Raw genomic sequence first — 20,808 nt, 5'->3', positions numbered from 1 at the left:
TTTGAATTTGCTTAAAAGGGTGGGCGAACACAAGGTTCGCCCCTACCCATACCACAAATGTAATACAACAGTATTTAGAACAATATTAACTTATCTGCTGACAAGCTCGCCTAACTGGATATGTTTACGAATTATATCATCGATATCCTCAAGATATTTACCTTCCGGGGGATAACACTTGATACCATGTATGTTCACATCGAGGCCGTCGAGTTCTTCTGTTCTGGAAACTCTTATGCCAATGGTATGTTTCAACCCGAAGAATATGGCAAAACCCAGTCCGCCTGCCCAGACAATGACGGTGAGGAAGGCAATAAACTGGGCAAGGAATTGTTGCCCGGAACCTGTAATCAATCCGCTTACTTTGCCGTATGAGCCATCAGCGAATATGCCTACAGCAAGGAGCCCCCATAGTCCATTGGTTGCGTGGACAGATATGGCCCCAAGTGGGTCATCTACCTTAAACTTGTGTTCAACCAGCCAGGTAGTGCCACACATCAATAAACCGCCAATGAGCCCAATGATAACAGCAGACCAGGGAGCAACATATGCACATGGTCCTGAAATTGCCACAAAACCTGCCAGGGCACCGTTGCAAGCCTCGGCTACATTGGCTTTTTTTGTCTTTATATATAAATATAAGATGACGATAACAGCACCTGAAACGCCAGCAAGGAAGGTGTTGGATGCAATGATTGAAGATCTTAAGTCTGATATGGCGAGTGTGCTTCCGGCATCATAAGCGAGCCATCCAAAGGCAAGGATAATCGTCCCAAGGATTACATATGCAATATTATGCCCTGGTAAGGCGTTAGCAGAACCATCCACATTAAATCTGCCGATTCTTGGACCCAGAGCCCATGCGCCCATAAAGGCACATATTCCACCTGATGCATGAACCACCCCGGAACCTGCAAAATCCTTAACTCCGACTCCAAATGGTAATTTTGCCAGCCAGCCTTCACCCCATATCCAATGGCCGTAAAATGAATAAATAAAGGTATACACCAGGAAACATGCAAGTAAATAAGCAGGGAATTTAATCCTTTCTGCTACAGCACCAGCTATAATGCTGCCAATAAAAGTTGCTACAACGGCCATAAAGATAAAGAGTAAAACGGTTTTTACATCGTACGTTTCTCCGAGAAGCATAAAACCGCTGTAACCAATAAAGGGATTGCCTTTATCAAGTCCGGGTCCAAGTTCAGAGCCGCCAAACATAAGCGCAAAACCAAAAAGCCAGAAAATAAATGCGCCTGCTGTTGTTGCCATGAAGCAATGTGTCATATAGCTGAGCATATTTTTAGAACTTACAAGACCACCTAATAAAACAAATCCTGCCTGCATAAACAGAATAAGGAAAGCCGTCATGAGTATCCAGACAAAATTTCCTGAGATATTCAACCCTTCGAGGCTGTGAGAGAACGTCAATGCGCCGTTGGGATCGCCTGCCTGTGCGCTTTTCCATGTACAAAACAAAATCATGGGAATGCTGTATCCTATGAGCCTTCCGAGAGATTTTAATTTCATTCCTGATATACTGAGCACGAGAGCCTCCTTTTATGGTTGAGCATAGTTATTAACATCATGACTATCTTTTTGTAATTTTGAATAAGCTACGTTTTTATTTGCAATACCTTTTTCGGGAATCTCAACGACCTCATTGTTTTTTGTTTCCTCTTTGGATGATAATTTAACAACCCTTCCATTCGCAATGGCACGGTCTCCTGCCTCACCCGTGCGGATGCGGATTGCAGATTCTACATGCGATATGAATATTTTGCCATCTCCGTTTGCCCCTGTTTGCGCCCCGTCAATAATCATGTTAACAACCTGGTCTACATCCGCATCGTGAACCACGATCTCGAGTTTTAACTTTTGATGCAAATCAACCTTATATTGCCTGCCACGCCATATCTGGACTGCGCCCGCTTCACTTCCGTGTCCTCTGACCTCGCTTACCGTCATTCCGCTTTTTTCTATCTCCTGTAACGCCGCACTTATTGCCGGAAAACGTTCAGGGCGAATAACTGCCTCTATTTTCTTCATTTTCAATTTCCTCCACAAAATTTCTCTACCAATAAAAACTACGCATAAACATCAGTAATTTCCAACAGTTTTTCTTCAGATTGTTCATCAATTTTTAGTTCTTCTTTTGGTTGCATCCTTACCCATCTACCCTTTTCTGTTGCAATATCCTCTTGTACTACCTTTGACTTTAATCGTAACGCATATTCATGTTCTCCATTATTATTCCCATTTTTCTCATATAAAAGATTATCAATGGCGCCAGTTACCTCATCGACATCTTCATCTATCAAAATAACCTCAACCTTTGCATGTGATATTAAGTCGACGATATATTCCTCACCACGCCAGAAAACAGACCGGCTTGCGCCTTGCCGGTCATATCGTATATATGCCATTTTCAATACCGGATACCCCATTGACTTAAAATAATCTTTTACTGCATCTACTGCCCTGGGCTTCACCAATGCCGTTAATCTTTTCATTATCTGTGCCTTTCATGAAAAATGATTTTTAATTTTAGACTCATAACGGTTCTTCACGATTTTCAAAAAGCAATCAAAATACCATTGAGAATAAAAAATAAAAAAGCCGCATAAGAGCTTTCTAAGTGGTTTTAAGTTATGTATTTACTGATTTAGTAAGTGTATTTTAACAACGTATAGGAAAAATATATGCAAAGGGCATATATGCCCTAAAAATGATGTTGCTGAGATTGGAGAGATATAAGTTTATGGTATGAGATACTTTATAAAAATTAGGGCATGAAAGGAATTTTCGGGAATTTCTGCACTATTCTATGAACATTTCTTTTCTACGGGGTTATTTCAGTTATCTGAATATGGAGTTTACCTGATAGGGAGGTTTTCAGATAAACTTTAATCTTTAAAAAAATCTTTATTGATATTGTACTTCTTCATTTTTCTATAAAGGGTTTTTACATCGATTCCGGAAATCTTTGCAGAGGAATCAATTCGTCCTTTACATTGCTTTAATAGCCTGGTTATGTACTTATTTTCACAATGCGCCAGGAAATCCTCCAGGCTCATGCCTATAATTTGATTGTTATCTATATCCTCAAATCTTTCTCTTGTCTGTTTTTGATTAGACACGGGTAATTCTATCTCACTAATAATATGGTCTTTTGCCATTATTAAAGCGCGTTCTACCAGGTTCTCCAGTTCTCTTACATTACCTGGCCAACCGTAGGACATCATTATATTCAGGGCATTTTGTGAGATAGACTTAATCTCCTTTTTAAAAACCTTGTTATACTTCTCAATAAAGTGAGTTACGAGCAATGGGATATCCTCTCGTCTCTCTTTTAACGATGGCAATTGTATTGGAATAACATTTAGGCGGTAATATAAATCTTTTCTGAAACACCCTTCTTCTGATAGTTTGTTGAGATCCTTATTCGTGGCTGCAAGAACTCTTACATCAACTTTTATTGTCTGATTTCCGCCAATTCTTTCAAAAGACTTTTCCTGTAATAATCTGAGAAGTTTTGTTTGCATGGAAAGGGGCAGATTACCCATCTCGTCAAAAAAGACTGTTCCGGTATCTGCAAATTCAAATTTACCAACTCTTTGTTTTGTTGCCCCGGTGAAAGCGCCTTCCTCATGCCCGAAGAGTTCGCTTTCCAGTAAAGATTCAGGTAAGGCGCTACAATTGATGACTACAAAAGGGCAATTTTTCCTTTTACTGTTGTGGTGGATAGCGTGCGCTACCAGTTCCTTTCCCGTACCTGTTTCACCGGTAATCAAAACAGTAGCATCAGTATTTGCGACCTGAAGGATCAAATCGTAAACCCGCTGCATTGCGTATGATTTTCCTATGATATTGTCAAGACTGAATCTCTCCTCAAGTTCCTTTCGTAAGGTCTTGATTTCGGTAATTAAGTTTTGTCTTTCAAAGGCGCGTTGAATAACCAGCCGTATCTCTTCTGCAGAAACAGGTTTGGTAACATAGTCGTAAGCGCCCATTTTCATAGCCTCAACTGCAGTTCTAATACTTCCGTAAGCCGTCATCATAATCAAAGATACATCAGAAAATTCGAGTTTTAACTGCTTTAATAATTCAATCCCATCCATCTGAGGCATTTTAAGGTCAGCAATAACCAGGTCATACGATTCTCTTCGGTATAAATTCAACGCTTCCAATCCGTTCAAAGCTGTATTGACCTCATATCCTTCTTTATTCAAAAGGATCCTGATACTACCCAGAACATATTCATCGTCTTCTACCACTAATATCTTCTTTTTTCTGATCATCGATTAGCTACCTCGTTTAAAATAGGGCAAAAAGGTTGATTTCAGCCATTTTTTGAAATTATATTCTGTTCTAGAAAAAGTCATAAATAGTAATAATATAGTTATTTATAGAATAAATAGACAATTGGAATAATTATTGCACCTCTTTTTTATAGAGAATTTATTAAGGTAATTCATAATTTGCTAATTTGGATTAATATCCAAAAGGAGTGTCCTATGCAAAAGATAAAGGTCGTAGACCATGAACAACCGCTGTATTCAGAGCCTGACGTTATTACAGACAAAATTGTCGATAATAAGAGATATCAATATTGCCGGTTCTCCGTTCAGGATAATCTCTATAAGGAAATAAGCAGTATTGCGAAGCGGTGGAAACAGGGTGAAATATCACAAAAAACTGCTTACGAACTCTTAGAGATTGCATCACTTCCATACGAGCGATGGCTTTTTGATATTATTGTTGACCTGGCTAAAGAGACGAAACATCTCGAGTACATTGCCCACGATGATGAGCATAAGAAGGTAAAGGCAATTGCATTTCTACAACACGGCAATGAGAGATCGTATAATATCCAGTATAAATAAAAACCTGACTGAATAAGTCGGAAAATATGGCAAAGACGTTTAGAGTTTAGAGTTGACAAAAAATTCTAAACTCTAAACCTTTCTCTTCTTTTCTTCATTAATTCTGAAGAATTTATCTATAAATCCTCTCAGGGGAAAGCTAAAGAGGCAAAGTAATTTGAATCGTTGTTCCCATGTTAAGTTTACTTTTAACATCGATCCTGCCTGCATGTTCGGTAATGATATTATAGCATATCCATAAACCCAATCCTGAACCGGTTCCTTTTTTTGTACTAAAAAAAGGCTCAAAGATTTTTGGCAGGTCTTTATCCGGTATTCCATAGCCGTTATCGGTAAATCTGATCAACAGGTGTTCGTTTTCCATCTGGGTAACAATATTGATAACTCCGCCATATGGCATTGCATCGATGGCGTTAAGTATAAGATTCGTAAACACCTGTTCTAATTGATTAGGGTGGCACCTTATCTGAGGAAGGTTATTGTCCAAAAATTGATTTACCGTTATCGTATTTTGAGTAAGCTTTCTTTGCAATAAACTTACAATATTTTGAATGTGATGGTTAATATTATGGTCTCCCTTTTCTTCCAGGATATTCAGATTAGATTCTAACAAACGTCTTACAATGCCTGCTATTCTATGAATACCTTCCATTACAAGTTCAACATACTTTCTTTCTTCTTCATCTTTAGACATATTCTCCAGAAGTAACTGTAAGTAATTCGTGATCCCTTCCAGTGGGTTATTGATTTCGTGAGCAACACTTGCAACAACCCTTCCCAGTGAGGCTAACTTTTCTGCCGCTACAAGCTGTACCTCCAGCTTTCTTTTGGCAGTTATGTCTCTGTAGACAGACCTGATGGCAATAATTCTACCGCTATTATCACAGATATGATTATCGTTCAGACTTACATCGATGATACTTCCGTCCTTTTTTACCATCTGCAACTCTAACCCTTTTGCGAGTTGTCCACTAAAACGTTTTGGTAATAATTCTTCCATGATCCTTCGTGTCTTTTCTGTTTGAAATTCAAAGATATGCCTTCCAATGAGTTCTTCTTTTTTATATCCAAGAATCGCTGCGCCTGTTTGATTACAGTTAATGATACTGCCATTTTCATCATTCGTTATGTAAATATCCGGGGCATTATCATACAGATCTCTGTATCTTTCCTCCGATTCTTTTGTTTTTGCAAATAACCGCGTATTTTCTATTGCGATGGCTAATTGCATGGCAATCTGCTCTAGTATGGTGAAATGTTTTTCCGAGAAGTTGTTTACCCTTTTACTTCCAAAATTAATTGTTCCGACAATGGCACCTTTGTACTCAAGGGGAAAACCCAGTCTGGATTTTATTCCCTCTCTCATTAACGTTTGATCCGACCAAAAGGCGCTTTTTGAAGTATCTCTCACAATAAATGGCTTACCGGTAAACGTTACCCGTTCTAACAGACTACCTTCTTTCGGGAACCAGTCACCTTCGCTGATTGCCGTATAATCATATGGCGTATCAACTGCCAAAACTTCAAACCTTTGTGTTTTTTCATCAAGCAGGGCAATACTAATCCGGTCAAAATCAATAATGCGCTTAAGTTCGTTACTTATGGCTTTAAACATTTCAGGCATGAGACCCGATGTAATAATTTTGTTGATATTGTAGATAATCTCCTTCTGATGCTCCATTTGCCACATCTTGGTAATATCCTGTATCAATTCGAGCACCTGGACGATATTTCCCTGAGCGTCCTTTATTGGCGAACTGATAAAATGGTAGTATTTCTTCTCATTATCTTTGCCAATCACCAGCCTTTTTGTTTCTTGTATTTTACCGGTTTTGAATACACGGCTTGCTGTACAATCTTCAGGAGGCACTTCGCCACAACCGAAGATGCTGTGACAATTCGGTACGATAAAACTGTTTATCTTACCAAACCGGTCTTCAAAGGGTTTATTCGCCCATGCTATTTTCATATTGTTATCTATAAGGCAGAGATAAGCGCCAATCTCGGTTACTATCAATTCCAGTTTCTTCTCTTCCCTTTCTAATTCCAAACGCGTTTTTTCAAGATCGCTCAGCATATACAAAGTGGCCTCTCTGAAGTCAGATAATTCACTGATAAGTTTTTTTATCTGCCTCATATCACGGGCAACGCCGACAATTCCCAGTATCTCTCCTTCATGATTCCGCATAATACGTCCGCAAAAATGCATAGGTATATCTTCGTTATTGCGATTGCGGTAAGTAATATCGTAATCTTTAAATACATCCTCATTCGAAATAGCATCCCACCTCCTGTTTACAATAGGATTGCCTTTATCAGGTAAAATGATACTTACCTCTTTGCCGATTAAATCTTTTTCCTCATACCCTAAGAGCTTCAGCGTTGATTTATTAACGGTTTTTATCTTATTATTTTTATCTACTACAATTAAGGTGTCGATCATACTCTCAATGATATTATCTACGTAAGCTTTCGATACCGTAGTCTTCTGCAGGTCTTCGGTCATTTTATTTATGGAGGTAACGAGCATTCCAATCTCGTCCCTTGAATTCATATGTATTCTTTTCGCGAGGTCGCCGCTGGCAATGGCGTTCATGGTGTGGGATATCTTTGCTATTGGGCGTGTAATTAATTTTCTGATCAGCAGAAAGGTAACAGAAATAACAATTCCAATAGAACACGATGCGATACCGATGAGTATTATGATATTTGTCTTTAAACTGGCATAAATAGGCTCCAAAGGAGCGATGATACTTATAGCGCCCCTCAAATCTCCTATTTTGTATCCTTCCTTTTTATGTCCGGAAATATCCAGTTCTCCCGAGGGTTCGCCGTGACACTGGAGACATTCTTCTTCGATATAAAGAGGATCGATATAACGCAATATTTTCTTATTATTTGCGTCTAATGATTCGCGGGAAAATGCATCTTGTGGCTTTTGTTTTTCCATCGTTTTCAGGTATTTCAGGCTTATTTGCCGAATGATATAAGGGGTGCTCTTGCTGATGCGATGAGAGATCTCACTGCCGGCTTTTGCCGGATTCAGACCTTTAAAAACCTTATTGCCACTTATGGGATCAGTGTTGATAATATCCTGAACACTTGCCAGATATTTGCGGGTAATCTCTACTTCCTTCACGAGGATTTTTGCCTGTTTTTTAATCTCTTCCTTTAATAAATAGCGTTGCCTTTGAATAATCCACGTAAAGCTGATTCCCAGGATGAGCGCCAGAGTAATACTTATGGATAAGACACATTTAGTACCGAGTTTCATACTACTCCATCGCTATGAGCGCTCTTTCTGTTTTAATGTCTTCAGTTCTTCTTCCATCTTTTTCATCTTGAGTTCTCTTCCGATAGCAACTTTGGCAAAATTTTCTAATTGCTCTACTTTTTTCTTCAGTTCGTCCCGCGATGCTTCTAATTCGTATGTTCGATTCTTTACATCCTCTTCGAGATGTTCCTTTATATGCTCAAGTTCTCTTGTTCTTTCTTTTATTTTGTCCTGTAATGCAGCATTCAGGTCCTGGACTTTCGAGATTTTTACAAAGTCAAGCCATGAAGTAACGTCTGCATACTCACTGATGTTCAGCCCTTTTACCTCTTCTTCCTTACTGATCCGGATGCCAACAAATTTTTTTAGACACCAGAAAAGTAAAAGACCCATCGAAAAGGCCCAGACAAATCCCGCGATAATCCCTAAACATTGAACACCTGCCTGCAGAAGCCGGTTAGAATTTGTTATAGAGAATGCGGATGCGGGTGTAAACAGGCTTACGGCTAACGTACCCCAGGCGCCGCAAAAACCATGGACGGAAACAGCGCCTACAGGATCATCCACCTTTAACACCCTCTCAACAAAATCCTTTGCTAATATTGCAATAATTCCTGCGCAGAATCCCACAACGCATGCATAGAGAGAGCTCACCCTGCTTGATCCGGCGGCAATGGCAACTAATCCGCCCATGATTCCCAGGAGTATCTCTGCCGCATCTAATCTCTTGTTTTTCAGTCTTCCAAAAGCGACAGCGCAAACACCTGCAACTGCGCCTGCAAGGGTTGTGTTGATGATTACTAACCCGATACTGGTATCTACCTGTAAAATAGCCCCGCCGTTAAATCCAAACCAGCCAAACCAGAGGAAAAATGTGCCTATGGTAGCCAGAGGCAGATTGTGTCCGTACATCCTGTTTGCGGTGCCGTCCGGATTAAATTTTCCCATCCTTGGCCCCAGCATAATGGCTCCGGACAATGCTACCCATCCGCTTATAGAGTGAACTACGGTAGAGCCTGCAAAGTCGATAAATCCCAACTTCCCAAGCCAGCCAAATTGGTTGTGGTGAAATAAATGCCCCCATGCCCAGTGACCAAAAACAGGATAAATGAAGCTTACTACAAAAATGGTGGTACAGACATGCGTCGAAAGTTTCGCCCTTTCTGAGAAGGCGCCGGATGTAATAATAGCTGCAGTACTTGCAAATACCAGTTGGAAGAATACAAAGGCATATCCCAGAGAAGTCAGGTGGGTATCGATACCGAAAAATAAAAAATTATTTGTTCCTAAATACCCTTTATAACTTGCACCAAACATTATTCCAAAACCGAGTAAAAAGTACATTATGGCGCTTACGAGAAAGTCCAATATGTTCTTTACTGCAACGCTTATTGCATTTTTAGCCTGCACAGAGCCAGCCTCGAAGGCAGTAAACCCGACTTGCATGAAAAAGACCATGCTGGCAGAAACAATAAGCCAGATAAAATTCAGTTTTTTCTGAAATAACTGCAAAGGTGTTTCTGCATACACAGCATAAGAAGGGTAAAAGATTATGGTTAACACACTGATACCTGAAAGAGTAGCTAAAATCAGCCTGCTACTCCTGTAGTAGCTTTGTTTCCTGAGCATTTTTACTCCTTTTTCACTCCTTGTAAACAACATGAGGTTGTAATCACAAATTCCCCCGGTTCACCGTCCACGTACCGTTTTATTTCATCAGATAAGGACATAGTCCGTTTGCCTCTGTGCGTGGTAGGAACTCCGCACGAGTGGTCCTGATTCCACATAGGTAAATCCCATACAGATACCTTCCCGTTTCAATATTTCAAATTCTTCCGGGGTATAATAGCGCTGAATTGGCAAAGCATTTCTCGCTGGACTTAAATACTGTCCTAAGGTGAGGAGATCGCAACCGGCATTTCTTATGCCCTGCATAACCTCGATTATTTCGTTCCATTCTTCACCCAAACCTAACATCAATCCTGATTTTGTTATCAGGAACGGGTTTTTTTCATGCACATGTTTCAATAACTTCAGGGAACGTGCATAATCTGCCACAGGTCTTACTTTTGAATAAAGACGAGGCACAGTTTCTATATTATGATTTATTATATCAGGTCTTGCATGAATTACTGTCTCCAGCGCCTTTAAAGACCCTCCAAAATCGGGTATTAAAACCTCAACTTTACAATTTTCAATATACTTCCGGATATGGTAAATAGTTTCTGCATAAACCGATGCGCCACCGTCAGAAAGATCGTCTCTTGTCACAGAAGTAACCACCACATAGGCTAGCCCCATTTCCTTAACAGCCTCTGCAATCCGGTGAGGTTCGCCTTTATCTATTCTCGCGGGATCCCCTTTCTTTACAGCACAAAATTCACACCGTCTGGTACAGGTATTGCCAAGGATTAAAAACGTTGCAGTTCGCTGTTCAAAACATTCACCGATATTTGGACATAGGGCTTGTTCACAAACCGTATGGAGCTGTTTTTCCCGTAAAATACCTTTTATGTCATGAAAATTTTTACCGGCAGATAATTTTGTTTTTAGCCAATGTGGACGCATGGGTATTGGTAACTTTGTAGAGAAGTAAGTATTGTAGTATTATGGAATTATAATAATTATGATTGCCAGATTATACGGCGATAAGCATCGGTAATCAAGTGTTATCTTGTATCATTTCTGTACCGGGGAATCTTATAAACTACCGTGAGAGAAGTTGCTCAAGATAAGGAGCAACAACATTTTTACCTGAGTAGTTACTATAGTTCTATGCTTTTTTGCAGCAGATTGATATAATGCGCTGCAATTGTCTTTTCTCTTATCTCATAACAATATATTTTCACTATTTTATACATTCAATGCTACTCAGGAGATTGAAAATTTATGAAACTTGCAGAAAATCTTGTAACCATTCGTCTAAAATTAAAAAATGTTCCAGGTACACTGGGCAGGGCGCTCAGCACCATTGGTAAATTAGGTGGAAGTATGGGTAATATCCAGATCATTAAAGTGAATAGGGAATTTAAGATTAGAGATTTAGCCGTGTACGTTACTACAGATAAACAGGTTAAAGAAATTGCAAATGCCCTTTCTGCTATAGGAAAAGAATACATAGAAATAATCAGCATGAAAGATAAGGTCTTCGAACTTCATGAAAAAGGAAAAATTTTCCTCAGCAACCGTATTAATATTACTACCTTCGAGGACCTTTCAAGGGTATATACACCCGGCGTAGCAAAGGTATGTAAAGCCATTCAGAAAAGGCCTGAACTAGCCAGAGAGTATACTATTATTAAAAATACCGTTGCTGTTATAACCGATGGTACGGCGGTCCTTGGGTTAGGTGATATTGGTCCTGTGGCAGGGATGCCCGTCATGGAAGGCAAGGCCATGTTATTCAAAACATTCGGGAATATAGACGCATTTCCCATTCTTCTCAACACAAAAGATGCAGGTGAAATAGTGAAAACGATTGTAAATATTGCCCCTACTTTTGGGGGCATTAATCTGGAAGATATCTCGGCTCCGCGCTGTTTTGAAATCGAAAAGAGATTACAGGCAGAATTAGCTATTCCTGTATTTCACGATGATCAGCATGGCACTGCGGTGGTTTGCCTCGCAGGTCTTATCAATGCGCTAAAAGTAGTTAAAAAAGAAATGGAAGGCATTTCTATTGTTATCAGCGGCGCTGGCGCCGCTGGAACATCTATTGCCAGAATACTTCTCAGGGCCGGGGCAAGAAATATCGTAGTATGCGATACTGCAGGGTCTATCTACAAAGGCAGAAAAGTCCATATGAATCCCGACAAGGAAGCTTTGGCAGAAATCACAAATCCAAAGAGAGAAAAAGGGACTCTGGCCGATGTTATGAAAGGCAAAGATGTCTTTATTGGCGTTTCCGGCCCCAATATTATCCATAAGGATTTCGTAAAAACCATGAATGAAAATTCTATCGTATTTGCTATGGCAAACCCTGATCCTGAAATTGAGCCGGATTCAATTGAGGGCATTGCAAGAATTATTGCCACAGGCCGGTCGGATTATCAGAATCAAATTAATAATGTACTCTGTTTTCCCGGTATTTTCAGAGGGGCGCTGGATAGCGGGGCAACAACAATTAACGACGAGATGAAGATGGCAGCGGCTTACGCTATTGCTTGTGGTATTGAAGAAGAGCACCTATCAGAGGATTACATTATACCAGGGGTATTTAACGAGAATGTTCATAGAGATGTAGCGCGGGCAGTTGCCGATGCTGCAAGAAAAAGTGGTGTGGCTACTCGGGAAGTTTTGTAATATGATGTATTCCTTACGGCAGAAACGAAGAAATATTTTGCAATTAAAAGTATGAAATATATAATAATAGAAATATATCTTTTAACATTTTCTCCGAAACAGAAACTCTGTGGGGACGTAGCTCAGTCCGGGAGAGCGTCTCGTTCGCAACGAGAAGGTCGGGGGTTCGATTCCCCTCGTCTCCATTTTTTAAGTTTTTACCTATAACTCCTTATGATTTTTTCCACCCCTAAAAAACCGTCCCCGATGTGTCCCCGGAACGTCACCAAATCAAACGAAAATACTTTCAAATGTGATGAATGAGAATAATAAAGGCTCATAGTGTAATATACAAAAACCTGAAAAGACTTATTATAGTATCCAATAAATGAAACCGGACAGAATAGGGAGAAAGCTGAGTCTTTGGCTAATGGGTAAGTGTATGAAATGGAGAGGATTCTGAAAATGTCATTACGAGGGTAGTGTCCGAAGCAATCCTTTGAATAGTTCAGAAGAGATTGCTTCGGAAAAGACCCTCGCAATGACAGACTGGGGAATCTTTCTGTAGTTGATGATATGTTCGGTTTCATTATTCGGATACTATGTTTGCGCTAAAGAGGAAGTTCTTATTGGAAATTTACCCACACAGAACTTAGAAGACCCTTAATTGAAATAGATTTTTTAGATACGGGAAAGTCCCCCTTAACAAAGGGGGATTCAGGGGGTTGTTTTCCTTGACAAGGGGTGTTAAAAATATCATATGAGGATTTACTATAATTCAAAATTAAAAATCCTTTCCAGAGAACTCAGAAAAAAGAGTACTTTGTCAGAGGTCTTACTCTGGAATATATTAAAAGGCAAGAAAATAAAAGGGTATCAGTTCATGCGGCAAAAGCCCATTGGCGACTATATCGTTGATTTCTTTTGTAATAAGCTAAAATTGGTAATTGAAATTGATGGTATTAGCCATAATGAAAAATCTGCGAGCGATCAAATAAGACAACAGAAGTTAGAATCATTAGGTTTATCGGTGTTACGGTTTTATGAATGGGATGTTAAAAAAGATATACACGCTGTAGTGCGGGTAATTGAAAACTGGATAGAAGAATTTGAAAGGAAAGATACAACTACAAAAAACACAACCCCCTGAATCCTCCTTTATTAAGGGGGACTTTGTGGGTTATGCAGAAAAGGATGGGATATTACCATCGAGGTTACTATTAACGGAGTACGTGATATCATATGAGGTGTTATCCCATTGCCAAGACAATATTTTGATAATAAAATTACAGATTATCATTGAAAGAAGATAAGAAGAGAATATGATTGATTTAATGGGAAAACCAGCACATCCGGGAATTTGAAACATCTCCGGAACTTTGGATAAATCTCCAGAATCAATACAAGAGAAATAAACTATGCGAATTGCTATTACCGGTTTAACAGGATTTTTGGGCTATTATGTAGCAAAAAGGCTTTTTGAAAGGGATGTTCAGATCCAGGCCATGATAAGAAACGACAGCAAAACCTTGCATCTGTCGGATTATCAAAAAAAAATTACCTTTGTAAGAGGAGATCTTACTGATAAAGAAACTGTGGGGAAATTTGTCCAGGGCGCCGATGTTGTTATCCATATGGCGTATGAGCGAAAGGGCGCTACCTTTCAGGAGGCGGCCAATAAGGATCTGAAAAGATTCGTAGAGGCAAATCTTTTCGGTAGCATAGAATTGTTAGAGGCATCGAAGCAAGCCCATATCAGGCAATTCATCTTTATCAGCTCCTGCGCAGTGTATGGGCACATCTTTCCTCATATCAAGCTGGATGAATTCCATCCCCTGATACCCGATTCAAACTACGGCGCTTATAAGGCATCGATAGAGGCATTTTGTCATGCATACTTCACAACAAAAGCCTTTGATACAACGATTTTCCGTCCTGTAGGCATTTACGGTATCAATCCGCACCTGGCTCACTCTGCCTGGTACCATATCGTAAAAGATATTAAGCACGGGTGTAATATAGAGGTTTCCGGCGGCGGAAAGATAGTTTGTGCGGAGAATGTAGCACAGGCTATAGATTTGGCAATTGACAACAAAGAGACCTCAGGAAAGATTTATAACCTGGTCGACTTCTACGCAGATAACATGAGCATAGCCCGTATTGCAAAAGAACTCTGTGCCTCCAACTCCCATATCAGCGGCACACCTAAGCAGCCTGTCAATACAATTGATAACACTCAATCCAGGATGTTAGGTGTGCGCTATACAGGAATTGAGGGTTTAAGGCGATATATTCAAGAATTACTACGTTGTATGTAACTATAAAAGCATAATGGAGGGGGAAAACCTTGTGTTCGTCCCGCGATTTACCCCGTATGCAGTCTCTTAAAGACCTGATTGTAGAAAAAATACAGAAAAAAGGGAAGATTCCCTTTGCCGAATTTATGCAAACAGTGTTATATCATCCGCACTATGGCTATTATAACGCAGAGAAGGAGCGGATAGGAAAATTTGGGGATTATTATACAAGCCCTACGATCCACAGAATATTTGGGGAACTTATTGCAAAGCAATTGGAAGAGATGTGGAAGATAATGGGAGAAGGGATATTCAGCGTTGTTGAGATAGGCGCCAATAGAGGCTGGCTATGTTATGATATTGTGCAATGTATAAGAAAGGAATATCCGGAATTTTACCGGTATCTCCGCTATACCATCATTGAAACCAACCCTTATGCAAAGGAAAGACAAAGAGCACTTTTGGACTCTATTGAATCGACAGATAAAAAGATTTCGTGGCATACCCGCGCCAAAGATGGATTCTCATTCGGCAAGATTCAAGGATGTTTCTTATCGAATGAATTTATTGATGCGCTACCCGTTCACCGGCTCAGGGTAAAAAATAAGACTTTAAAAGAAATTTATGTGGGTTATAATGGTCTGGAGTTTTTCGAAATAGAAGATGAAGTATCCATACATGCATTAGAAAGTCATCTTGAAACGCTTCCATTAGCCGGAGAAGAAGGGCGCATATACGAAGTAAATTTAGATGCCGCTGAATGGTTAAGGCATATTTCTGAAAGACTGAGAAAAGGGTTTGTCATAACTATTGATTATGGAGATACTATTGATGGAATATACCGGGAAGGCGCTATGGACGGAACCCTGCGATGCTTTTATAAGCATACCGTAAATAAAAATTACTACGACCAGCCTGGTGAACAAGATATTACAGCGCATGTTGATTTTACCAGCCTGATGAATATGGGTAAATCTTTTGGATTGGAGGTTACCGGTTTTACAAAACAATCTCATTATTTAATTGCCTTAGGTATTTTGGAGAGATTAGCTGCTATGGGCAATGATTTTGAAACATTACTGAAGGTAAAAAATCTTTTCCATCCGGAAGGAATGGGAGAGATATTCAAGATACTAATCCAGCATAAGAATATTGAAAATCCTCAACTTATGGGTTTAAGACCTTTATGCTCATTACCTATAGTCAACACTAAAACGAAGGTAACGTAAGGCAAGGCTTTCGCTACCGTATCTATTACTACAGAAAGGAGTTCGCATGAAGATAAGTTACACATCAGAGCCTTCTTCTATGATGGAAATACTGATGGAGGCAATCAAAAGGGAGCAGGAATCTTACGATTATTACTATCGGGCTGCATTACAAGCAGCAAAGCCTGCTACCCGTAAGCTGTTGCTGAATTTAGCAGATTGGGAAAAAGGACATATCGAAGAACTTACGAACCATGTGATGGAACTTAAGGCCCAAATGGAGATTGACCGGGCTATGACCGGTGGTTTGTAAAACTCACAGGTGTTAAGAAGCGTATCATTGCGGGAAGCAAAGCGAAGAAATAATCCTTAAATTCGCGCTTATCCGTGTAAATTCGTGGCTAAGTGGCTAATATATTAAAGATGGAGAAAACGATGGATATTAAGCGAGAAGATCTCGTACAGCTATACTATTATCTGAGATTGACCCGAAGGCTGGAAGAACGGTTTACATCGCTCTATCATCAGGGAAAGATACTGGGAGGCGCATGGACAAGTAATGGTACAGAGGCTGTTTCTGTCGGGTACGGCTATGCCCTTAAGAGAGACGATATAGCAGCTCCTTATTTCAGGGATATGGGAGTTTTCCTGGTCAGAGGTATTACCCCAAAGCGCCTTATGGCTCAATATCTCGGGCGAAAGACCGGTGTTACTGGTGGTAAGGAAGGGAATGTTCATGTTGGGGATTTGAATTTTGGTGTTATTGGATTCCCCAGTCATCTGGCGGATAATTATCCTGTAGGAGCAGGTGTTGCTCTCGCCTTTAAGATACGGGGCGAAAAAAGGGTTGTTGCCGCATGCACCGGGGATGGTGGAACGAGCCGTGGTGATTTTCATGAGGGGATGAATCTCGCATCGGTAAGGAAATTACCGATTGTGTTTATCTGTAACAATAACCAATATGCCTACTCGACGCCATTGCAGTTACAAATGGCCATTAAAAATATTGCGGACCGCTCCCTTGCTTATAATATCCCCGGTAAAATTGTAGACGGAAACAATGTGATAGCCGTTTATACTGCGGCAAAGGAAGCCTACGAGGTCGCAAGAGATGGCGGCGGCCCTACCTTTATAGAATGCAAGACCATGAGGATGCACGGTCATTCAGAACATGACAGCGCTAAATATGTGCCGCGGGAATTATTGGAAGAGTGGAAGAAGAAAGACCCGATTTTGCATATGGAAAACTATTTGCTGGAAGGTAGTATATCTACAAGAGAGGAACTGGAAGACATCGACACACGGGTAAAAAAAGAGGTTGACGAGGCTGAGGCATTTGCGGAGGAAAGTCCATATCCTGATCCGGAAGACTGCCTGAAGGGTGTTTATGCAACACCTCTCTAGAAGAAAGGTAAGTATAGTAATCTCAAAACAAAATGTCACAGAGTAGAGTAAAATTTCCCAGAAAGTACAGATCAGTTTTTCCTCATCCCAAAGAAACGGCGTGATAGAGTATCAAGGTATTTTTGTCTCATAATCCCGAAGGGATGGTATGATTATAGCAAAAAGCAGAAGAAATAATTATTTCTTCAGGGTTGTTGATTTTGGGGTTATTCATTATCTATAATCATGACAGCCCTTCGGGCTTGAAATAGAGATCATCTTCATTGTATCTGTTATCACTTCTGAATTATAGGGTATTTTTGTACTATCATGATCTCAAAAATAAAGCGACATTTTCTTTTAACATTACTTATAGTTCATGAAAAAGAAAAGGAAAAGTATGAAAGAGATTACCTATCTTGAAGCAATTAAACAGGCAATGGACGAAGAAATGACAAGAGATCCAGGCGTGTTTATTTTGGGTGAAGATGTTGGGATTTTTGGCGGCGCTTTCCGTGCGACTGAAGGATTTTTGGAAAAGTACGGAACATGGCGGGTTATTGACACTCCATTATCTGAATCCGGCTTTACCGGCGCTGCAATTGGTGCGGCGCTCGCTGGTATGCGGCCAATAGTGGAAATGCAGTTTGCAGATTTTATCACATGTTCCTTTGACCAGTTGGTAACGGTGGCGGCAAAGAACCATTACCGATGGGGAGCGGCGACTCCGATTGTCGTGCGGGCGCCGTGCGGGGGGAATATTCATGGCGGACCATTCCACTCCCAGTGTATTGAAGGATACTTCTTTAATGTGCCCGGATTAAAAATCGTTTTTCCTTCCACGGTATATGATGCGAAAGGTTTATTAAAGGCGGCGATTCGCGATAATGATCCTGTTATTTATTGTGAACATAAATACCTCTATAGACGTATCAAAGATTCCATTCCCGAAGAAGATTACGTTGTGCCGATAGGGAGGGCCAGGGTTGCTCTGGAAGGAAATGATGTATCGGTTATTACCTATGGAGCAATGGTATATACTGCCCTGGAGGCTGCGCAAAAATTAAAGGAACAGGGTTGTTCGGTTGAAGTTATCGATCTGAGGACTCTTCTGCCTTTAGACAACAAATCTCTGTTCGATACCGTAAAAAAAACAAACAAGGTTGTTGTGTTACATGAACAAACGAAGACGGGCGGTGTAGGCGCCGAAGTCTCCGCCTTAATCAATGAGTACTGTTTTGATTATCTCGATGGCCCTATTATCCGCATTGCTGCCCCTGATACCCCTGTACCCTATAGCCCGCCATTGGAAGAAGCCTTTATTCCGCAGGTAAAGGATGTCGTTTCTGCGGTAGAGAAACTCATGCGATATTAATAAGCATTCGTAAGAGGAGGTTAAGAATATGCCTATTGACGTGATTATGCCACAGATGGGTGAAAGCGTAGCTGAAGGAACTATTCTCAAATGGCTTGTACAAGAAGGGGACCGTGTTGAGAAGGAACAACCTATCGTTGAAATAAGTACCGATAAGATTGATACCGAAGTGCCTGCATCCGTTACCGGTGTTATAAAGAAAATTCTGTATCCTGAAGGAAAGACAGTGCCGGTACAGACAGTAATTGCTTACCTTGAGGCTGTTGAACAAACAGAAGACGCAGATATACCAGAAGAAAAGCTCAAGGCAGCAAAGGCGGTTGAAAAAGCAAAGGTACCGGAAGAAATTGAAAAAGCAGAAGAGAAAGAAAGAAGATACTCGCCCCTGGTGCGGAAATTAGCTCAGGAATATGCTATTAATCTGGAAGAAGTAAAGGGTACGGGTGAAGGAGGCCGTGTTACAAAAAAAGACGTTATGGATTATATGGCTTCAAAAGCCGTTACTTCTGCGCCTTCCCGAACAGAAGGCGAAACAAAGATTTTTGAGAGAGAAACGCTTATTCCTTTCAATCCCAAGCGAAAGATTACCGCCGGCAGGATGGTACAAAGCAAGCGGGCAGCAGCTCATGTAACAACCGTATTTGAGATTGATATGACATCTATTGAACGATATCGGGAATTGAACAAAGACGCCCTGAAAAGAGAGGAGATACATCTTACGTATCTGCCGTTCGTAACGCTTGCAACAGCACGCGCACTTAAAGAACATCCTCTCCTGAACTCCTCCTGGACAGATGAGGGTATCGTGCAGAAAAATTATTATAATATAGGAATAGCCGTATCTCTTGAGGATGGACTCATCGTTCCTGTAATACAAGATGCTGATAAAAAGGATCTGCTGCAATTAGCTCAGGAAATTCAGGATCTGGCTCAACGTTCGCGCACAAAGAGATTAAAACCCGAAGATGTACAGGGAGGGACTTTCACTATTACCAATTATGGTATTAACGGAAGTTTGTTTGGAACGCCTGTCATCGTACTGCCACAAGCGGCTATATTAGGTGTTGGATCTGTACTGAAAAGACCTGTTGTCATAGCGGATGCGATTGCAATTCGTTCCATGATGTATCTCAGCCTCTCATTCGATCACCGGATTATGGATGGAGCAAATGCCGATATGTTTCTTCGCAGAATAAAAAATATTTTAGAAGGATGGGAGGTTTCCCCTTATAAGAAGGAGATATCGTATGAAAAGACAAAATCTTCTCCTCCAGCTTGATATCATGGAATACGGTGAAGCCTGGGAGCTTCAAAAGTTGTTATTAGACGCCAGAATTTCTGATATAATAAAAGATTGTTTTCTCTTACTTCAGCACCCTCCTACTTTTACGTTTGGCCGCAGATATAAAGAAATTAATTTAATAGCAAATAAAAGGCAGTATGAGGATAAGGGTTTTACCGTCTATAAAACGGACCGGGGTGGCCTGGCTACTTATCACGGTCCAGGCCAGATAGTTGGTTATCCTATTATAAAAATGTGTACCTATACGAAAGACTACTATCAATACCTGAGAATGCTGGAAGAGGTGATGATAAGGACGCTATCAGACTTTGGCATCAGGGCGGAACGAAAAGAGGAATACACAGGAGTCTGGATAAACAAGGCAAAGATCGGATTTATTGGTGTCCGGATTGCACTTGGCTATACCATGCATGGATTCTCTCTTAATGTAAATAACGATGTATCGCCATTCAATTATATAACTCCTTGTGGAATTCAGGGAGTAACGACTACGTCTGTTCAGGAACTGTCCCGTACAAAAATATCTGTTTCTGATGTATATACGAGAATTGCCAGTCATTATTCAGAGGTATTTCAAATACAACTCCTGCCGGTTGAAATGGAACCAATATTCCAAAAGATTGGTTTTAAGAAAAAGAGGCTTCTTTGCAAAGGCGCAAACCTGAAGGTTTGTCCTGCGTAGTTGAAATTTCTAAATATTAAGTGAGGCACGGAAAAGCTATCCCTGCTTAAAGCCTGCAGGGCAAGGTTTGTTCATGTCACCCTTTAACATTTACAAGGATCATAATTTTATGATCAAAT

The 20,808-nt window shown here is 40.4% G+C and carries 17 protein-coding genes and 1 tRNA gene; 11 read left to right on the top strand and 7 right to left on the bottom strand.

The window, feature by feature from the left end:
* Positions 1-90 precede the first annotated feature (90 nt).
* The 4 genes from FBQ94_RS06305 to FBQ94_RS06290 all read right to left on the bottom strand — a co-directional run bounded on the left by FBQ94_RS06305 (position 91) and on the right by FBQ94_RS06290 (position 4,301).
* Positions 91-1,548: an ammonium transporter gene (locus tag FBQ94_RS06305; protein WP_007222044.1), complete on the bottom strand. Its 1,458-nt coding sequence runs from the start codon at positions 1,546-1,548 to the stop codon at positions 91-93.
* Between the two features lie 12 nt (positions 1,549-1,560).
* A complete protein-coding gene (locus FBQ94_RS06300) occupies positions 1,561-2,049 on the bottom strand; it encodes a P-II family nitrogen regulator (protein ID WP_007222045.1) in 489 nt (162 codons plus the stop codon).
* Between the two features lie 38 nt (positions 2,050-2,087).
* Positions 2,088-2,513: a P-II family nitrogen regulator gene (locus FBQ94_RS06295; RefSeq protein WP_007222046.1), complete on the bottom strand. Its 426-nt coding sequence runs from the start codon at positions 2,511-2,513 to the stop codon at positions 2,088-2,090.
* A gap of 393 nt (positions 2,514-2,906) precedes the next feature.
* Positions 2,907-4,301 carry a sigma-54-dependent transcriptional regulator gene (locus tag FBQ94_RS06290; RefSeq protein WP_007222047.1) on the bottom strand — a complete coding sequence of 465 codons (1,395 nt, stop codon included), beginning with the start codon at positions 4,299-4,301 and terminating at the stop codon, positions 2,907-2,909.
* Between the two features lie 216 nt (positions 4,302-4,517).
* Between FBQ94_RS06290 and FBQ94_RS06285 the strand changes: the two genes are divergently transcribed.
* Entirely contained in the window at positions 4,518-4,886 is a 369-nt protein-coding gene (locus FBQ94_RS06285) for a hypothetical protein (protein WP_007222048.1), read from the top strand.
* Between the two features lie 139 nt (positions 4,887-5,025).
* Here the strand turns inward: FBQ94_RS06285 and FBQ94_RS06280 are convergent, their stop codons facing one another.
* From FBQ94_RS06280 to lipA, 3 genes are all read right to left on the bottom strand, one after another.
* A complete protein-coding gene (locus FBQ94_RS06280; protein ID WP_285442048.1) occupies positions 5,026-8,160 on the bottom strand; it encodes a PAS domain S-box protein in 3,135 nt (1,044 codons plus the stop codon).
* Positions 8,161-8,172: 12 nt separating this feature from the next.
* On the bottom strand, positions 8,173-9,789 hold the full coding sequence (gene amt / locus FBQ94_RS06275; RefSeq protein ID WP_007222050.1) for an ammonium transporter: 1,617 nt from the start codon (positions 9,787-9,789) through the stop codon (positions 8,173-8,175).
* An 87-nt stretch (positions 9,790-9,876) separates the two neighbouring features.
* Positions 9,877-10,734, bottom strand: coding sequence for a lipoyl synthase (gene lipA / locus FBQ94_RS06270; RefSeq protein ID WP_285442055.1), 858 nt, complete (start codon positions 10,732-10,734; stop codon positions 9,877-9,879).
* A gap of 315 nt (positions 10,735-11,049) precedes the next feature.
* On the opposite strand from lipA, the gene FBQ94_RS06265 reads away from it, so the two are divergent.
* The 10 genes from FBQ94_RS06265 (at position 11,050) to lipB (ending at position 20,689) form a co-directional block, all read left to right on the top strand.
* Complete coding sequence (locus tag FBQ94_RS06265; RefSeq protein WP_007222052.1) at positions 11,050-12,462, top strand: NAD-dependent malic enzyme; 1,413 nt, start codon at positions 11,050-11,052, stop codon at positions 12,460-12,462.
* A gap of 111 nt (positions 12,463-12,573) precedes the next feature.
* Positions 12,574-12,647: transfer RNA gene (locus FBQ94_RS06260), tRNA-Ala, on the top strand.
* A gap of 554 nt (positions 12,648-13,201) precedes the next feature.
* Positions 13,202-13,591 carry an endonuclease domain-containing protein gene (locus FBQ94_RS06255; protein ID WP_007222053.1) on the top strand — a complete coding sequence of 130 codons (390 nt, stop codon included), beginning with the start codon at positions 13,202-13,204 and terminating at the stop codon, positions 13,589-13,591.
* 268 nt (positions 13,592-13,859) lie between these two features.
* Positions 13,860-14,759 (top strand): NAD-dependent epimerase/dehydratase family protein, encoded by a 900-nt coding sequence (locus FBQ94_RS06250; RefSeq protein WP_007222055.1) that lies wholly within the window; start codon positions 13,860-13,862, stop codon positions 14,757-14,759.
* Positions 14,760-14,788: 29 nt separating this feature from the next.
* Positions 14,789-15,967, top strand: coding sequence for a class I SAM-dependent methyltransferase (locus FBQ94_RS06245; RefSeq protein ID WP_007222056.1), 1,179 nt, complete (start codon positions 14,789-14,791; stop codon positions 15,965-15,967).
* Between the two features lie 46 nt (positions 15,968-16,013).
* Complete coding sequence (locus FBQ94_RS06240; RefSeq protein ID WP_007222057.1) at positions 16,014-16,259, top strand: ferritin family protein; 246 nt, start codon at positions 16,014-16,016, stop codon at positions 16,257-16,259.
* Positions 16,260-16,381: 122 nt separating this feature from the next.
* Positions 16,382-17,350 (top strand): thiamine pyrophosphate-dependent dehydrogenase E1 component subunit alpha, encoded by a 969-nt coding sequence (locus FBQ94_RS06235; protein WP_007222058.1) that lies wholly within the window; start codon positions 16,382-16,384, stop codon positions 17,348-17,350.
* Between the two features lie 379 nt (positions 17,351-17,729).
* A complete protein-coding gene (locus FBQ94_RS06230) occupies positions 17,730-18,704 on the top strand; it encodes an alpha-ketoacid dehydrogenase subunit beta (RefSeq protein WP_007222059.1) in 975 nt (324 codons plus the stop codon).
* 28 nt (positions 18,705-18,732) lie between these two features.
* Positions 18,733-19,983, top strand: coding sequence for a dihydrolipoamide acetyltransferase family protein (locus tag FBQ94_RS06225; RefSeq protein WP_007222060.1), 1,251 nt, complete (start codon positions 18,733-18,735; stop codon positions 19,981-19,983).
* On the top strand, positions 19,952-20,689 hold the full coding sequence (gene lipB, locus FBQ94_RS06220) for a lipoyl(octanoyl) transferase LipB (RefSeq protein WP_007222061.1): 738 nt from the start codon (positions 19,952-19,954) through the stop codon (positions 20,687-20,689). Before FBQ94_RS06225 ends, lipB begins: the two co-directional genes overlap by 32 nt.
* Positions 20,690-20,808: the final 119 nt, after the last annotated feature.

Origin of the sequence: Candidatus Jettenia sp. AMX1, assembly GCF_030263775.1 — a bacterium.
GTDB classification, from domain to species: domain Bacteria; phylum Planctomycetota; class Brocadiia; order Brocadiales; family Brocadiaceae; genus Jettenia; species Jettenia caeni.
The sequence above is the reverse complement of the archived record's forward strand: the minus strand, read 5'-3'. Positions and strand labels throughout refer to the sequence as shown.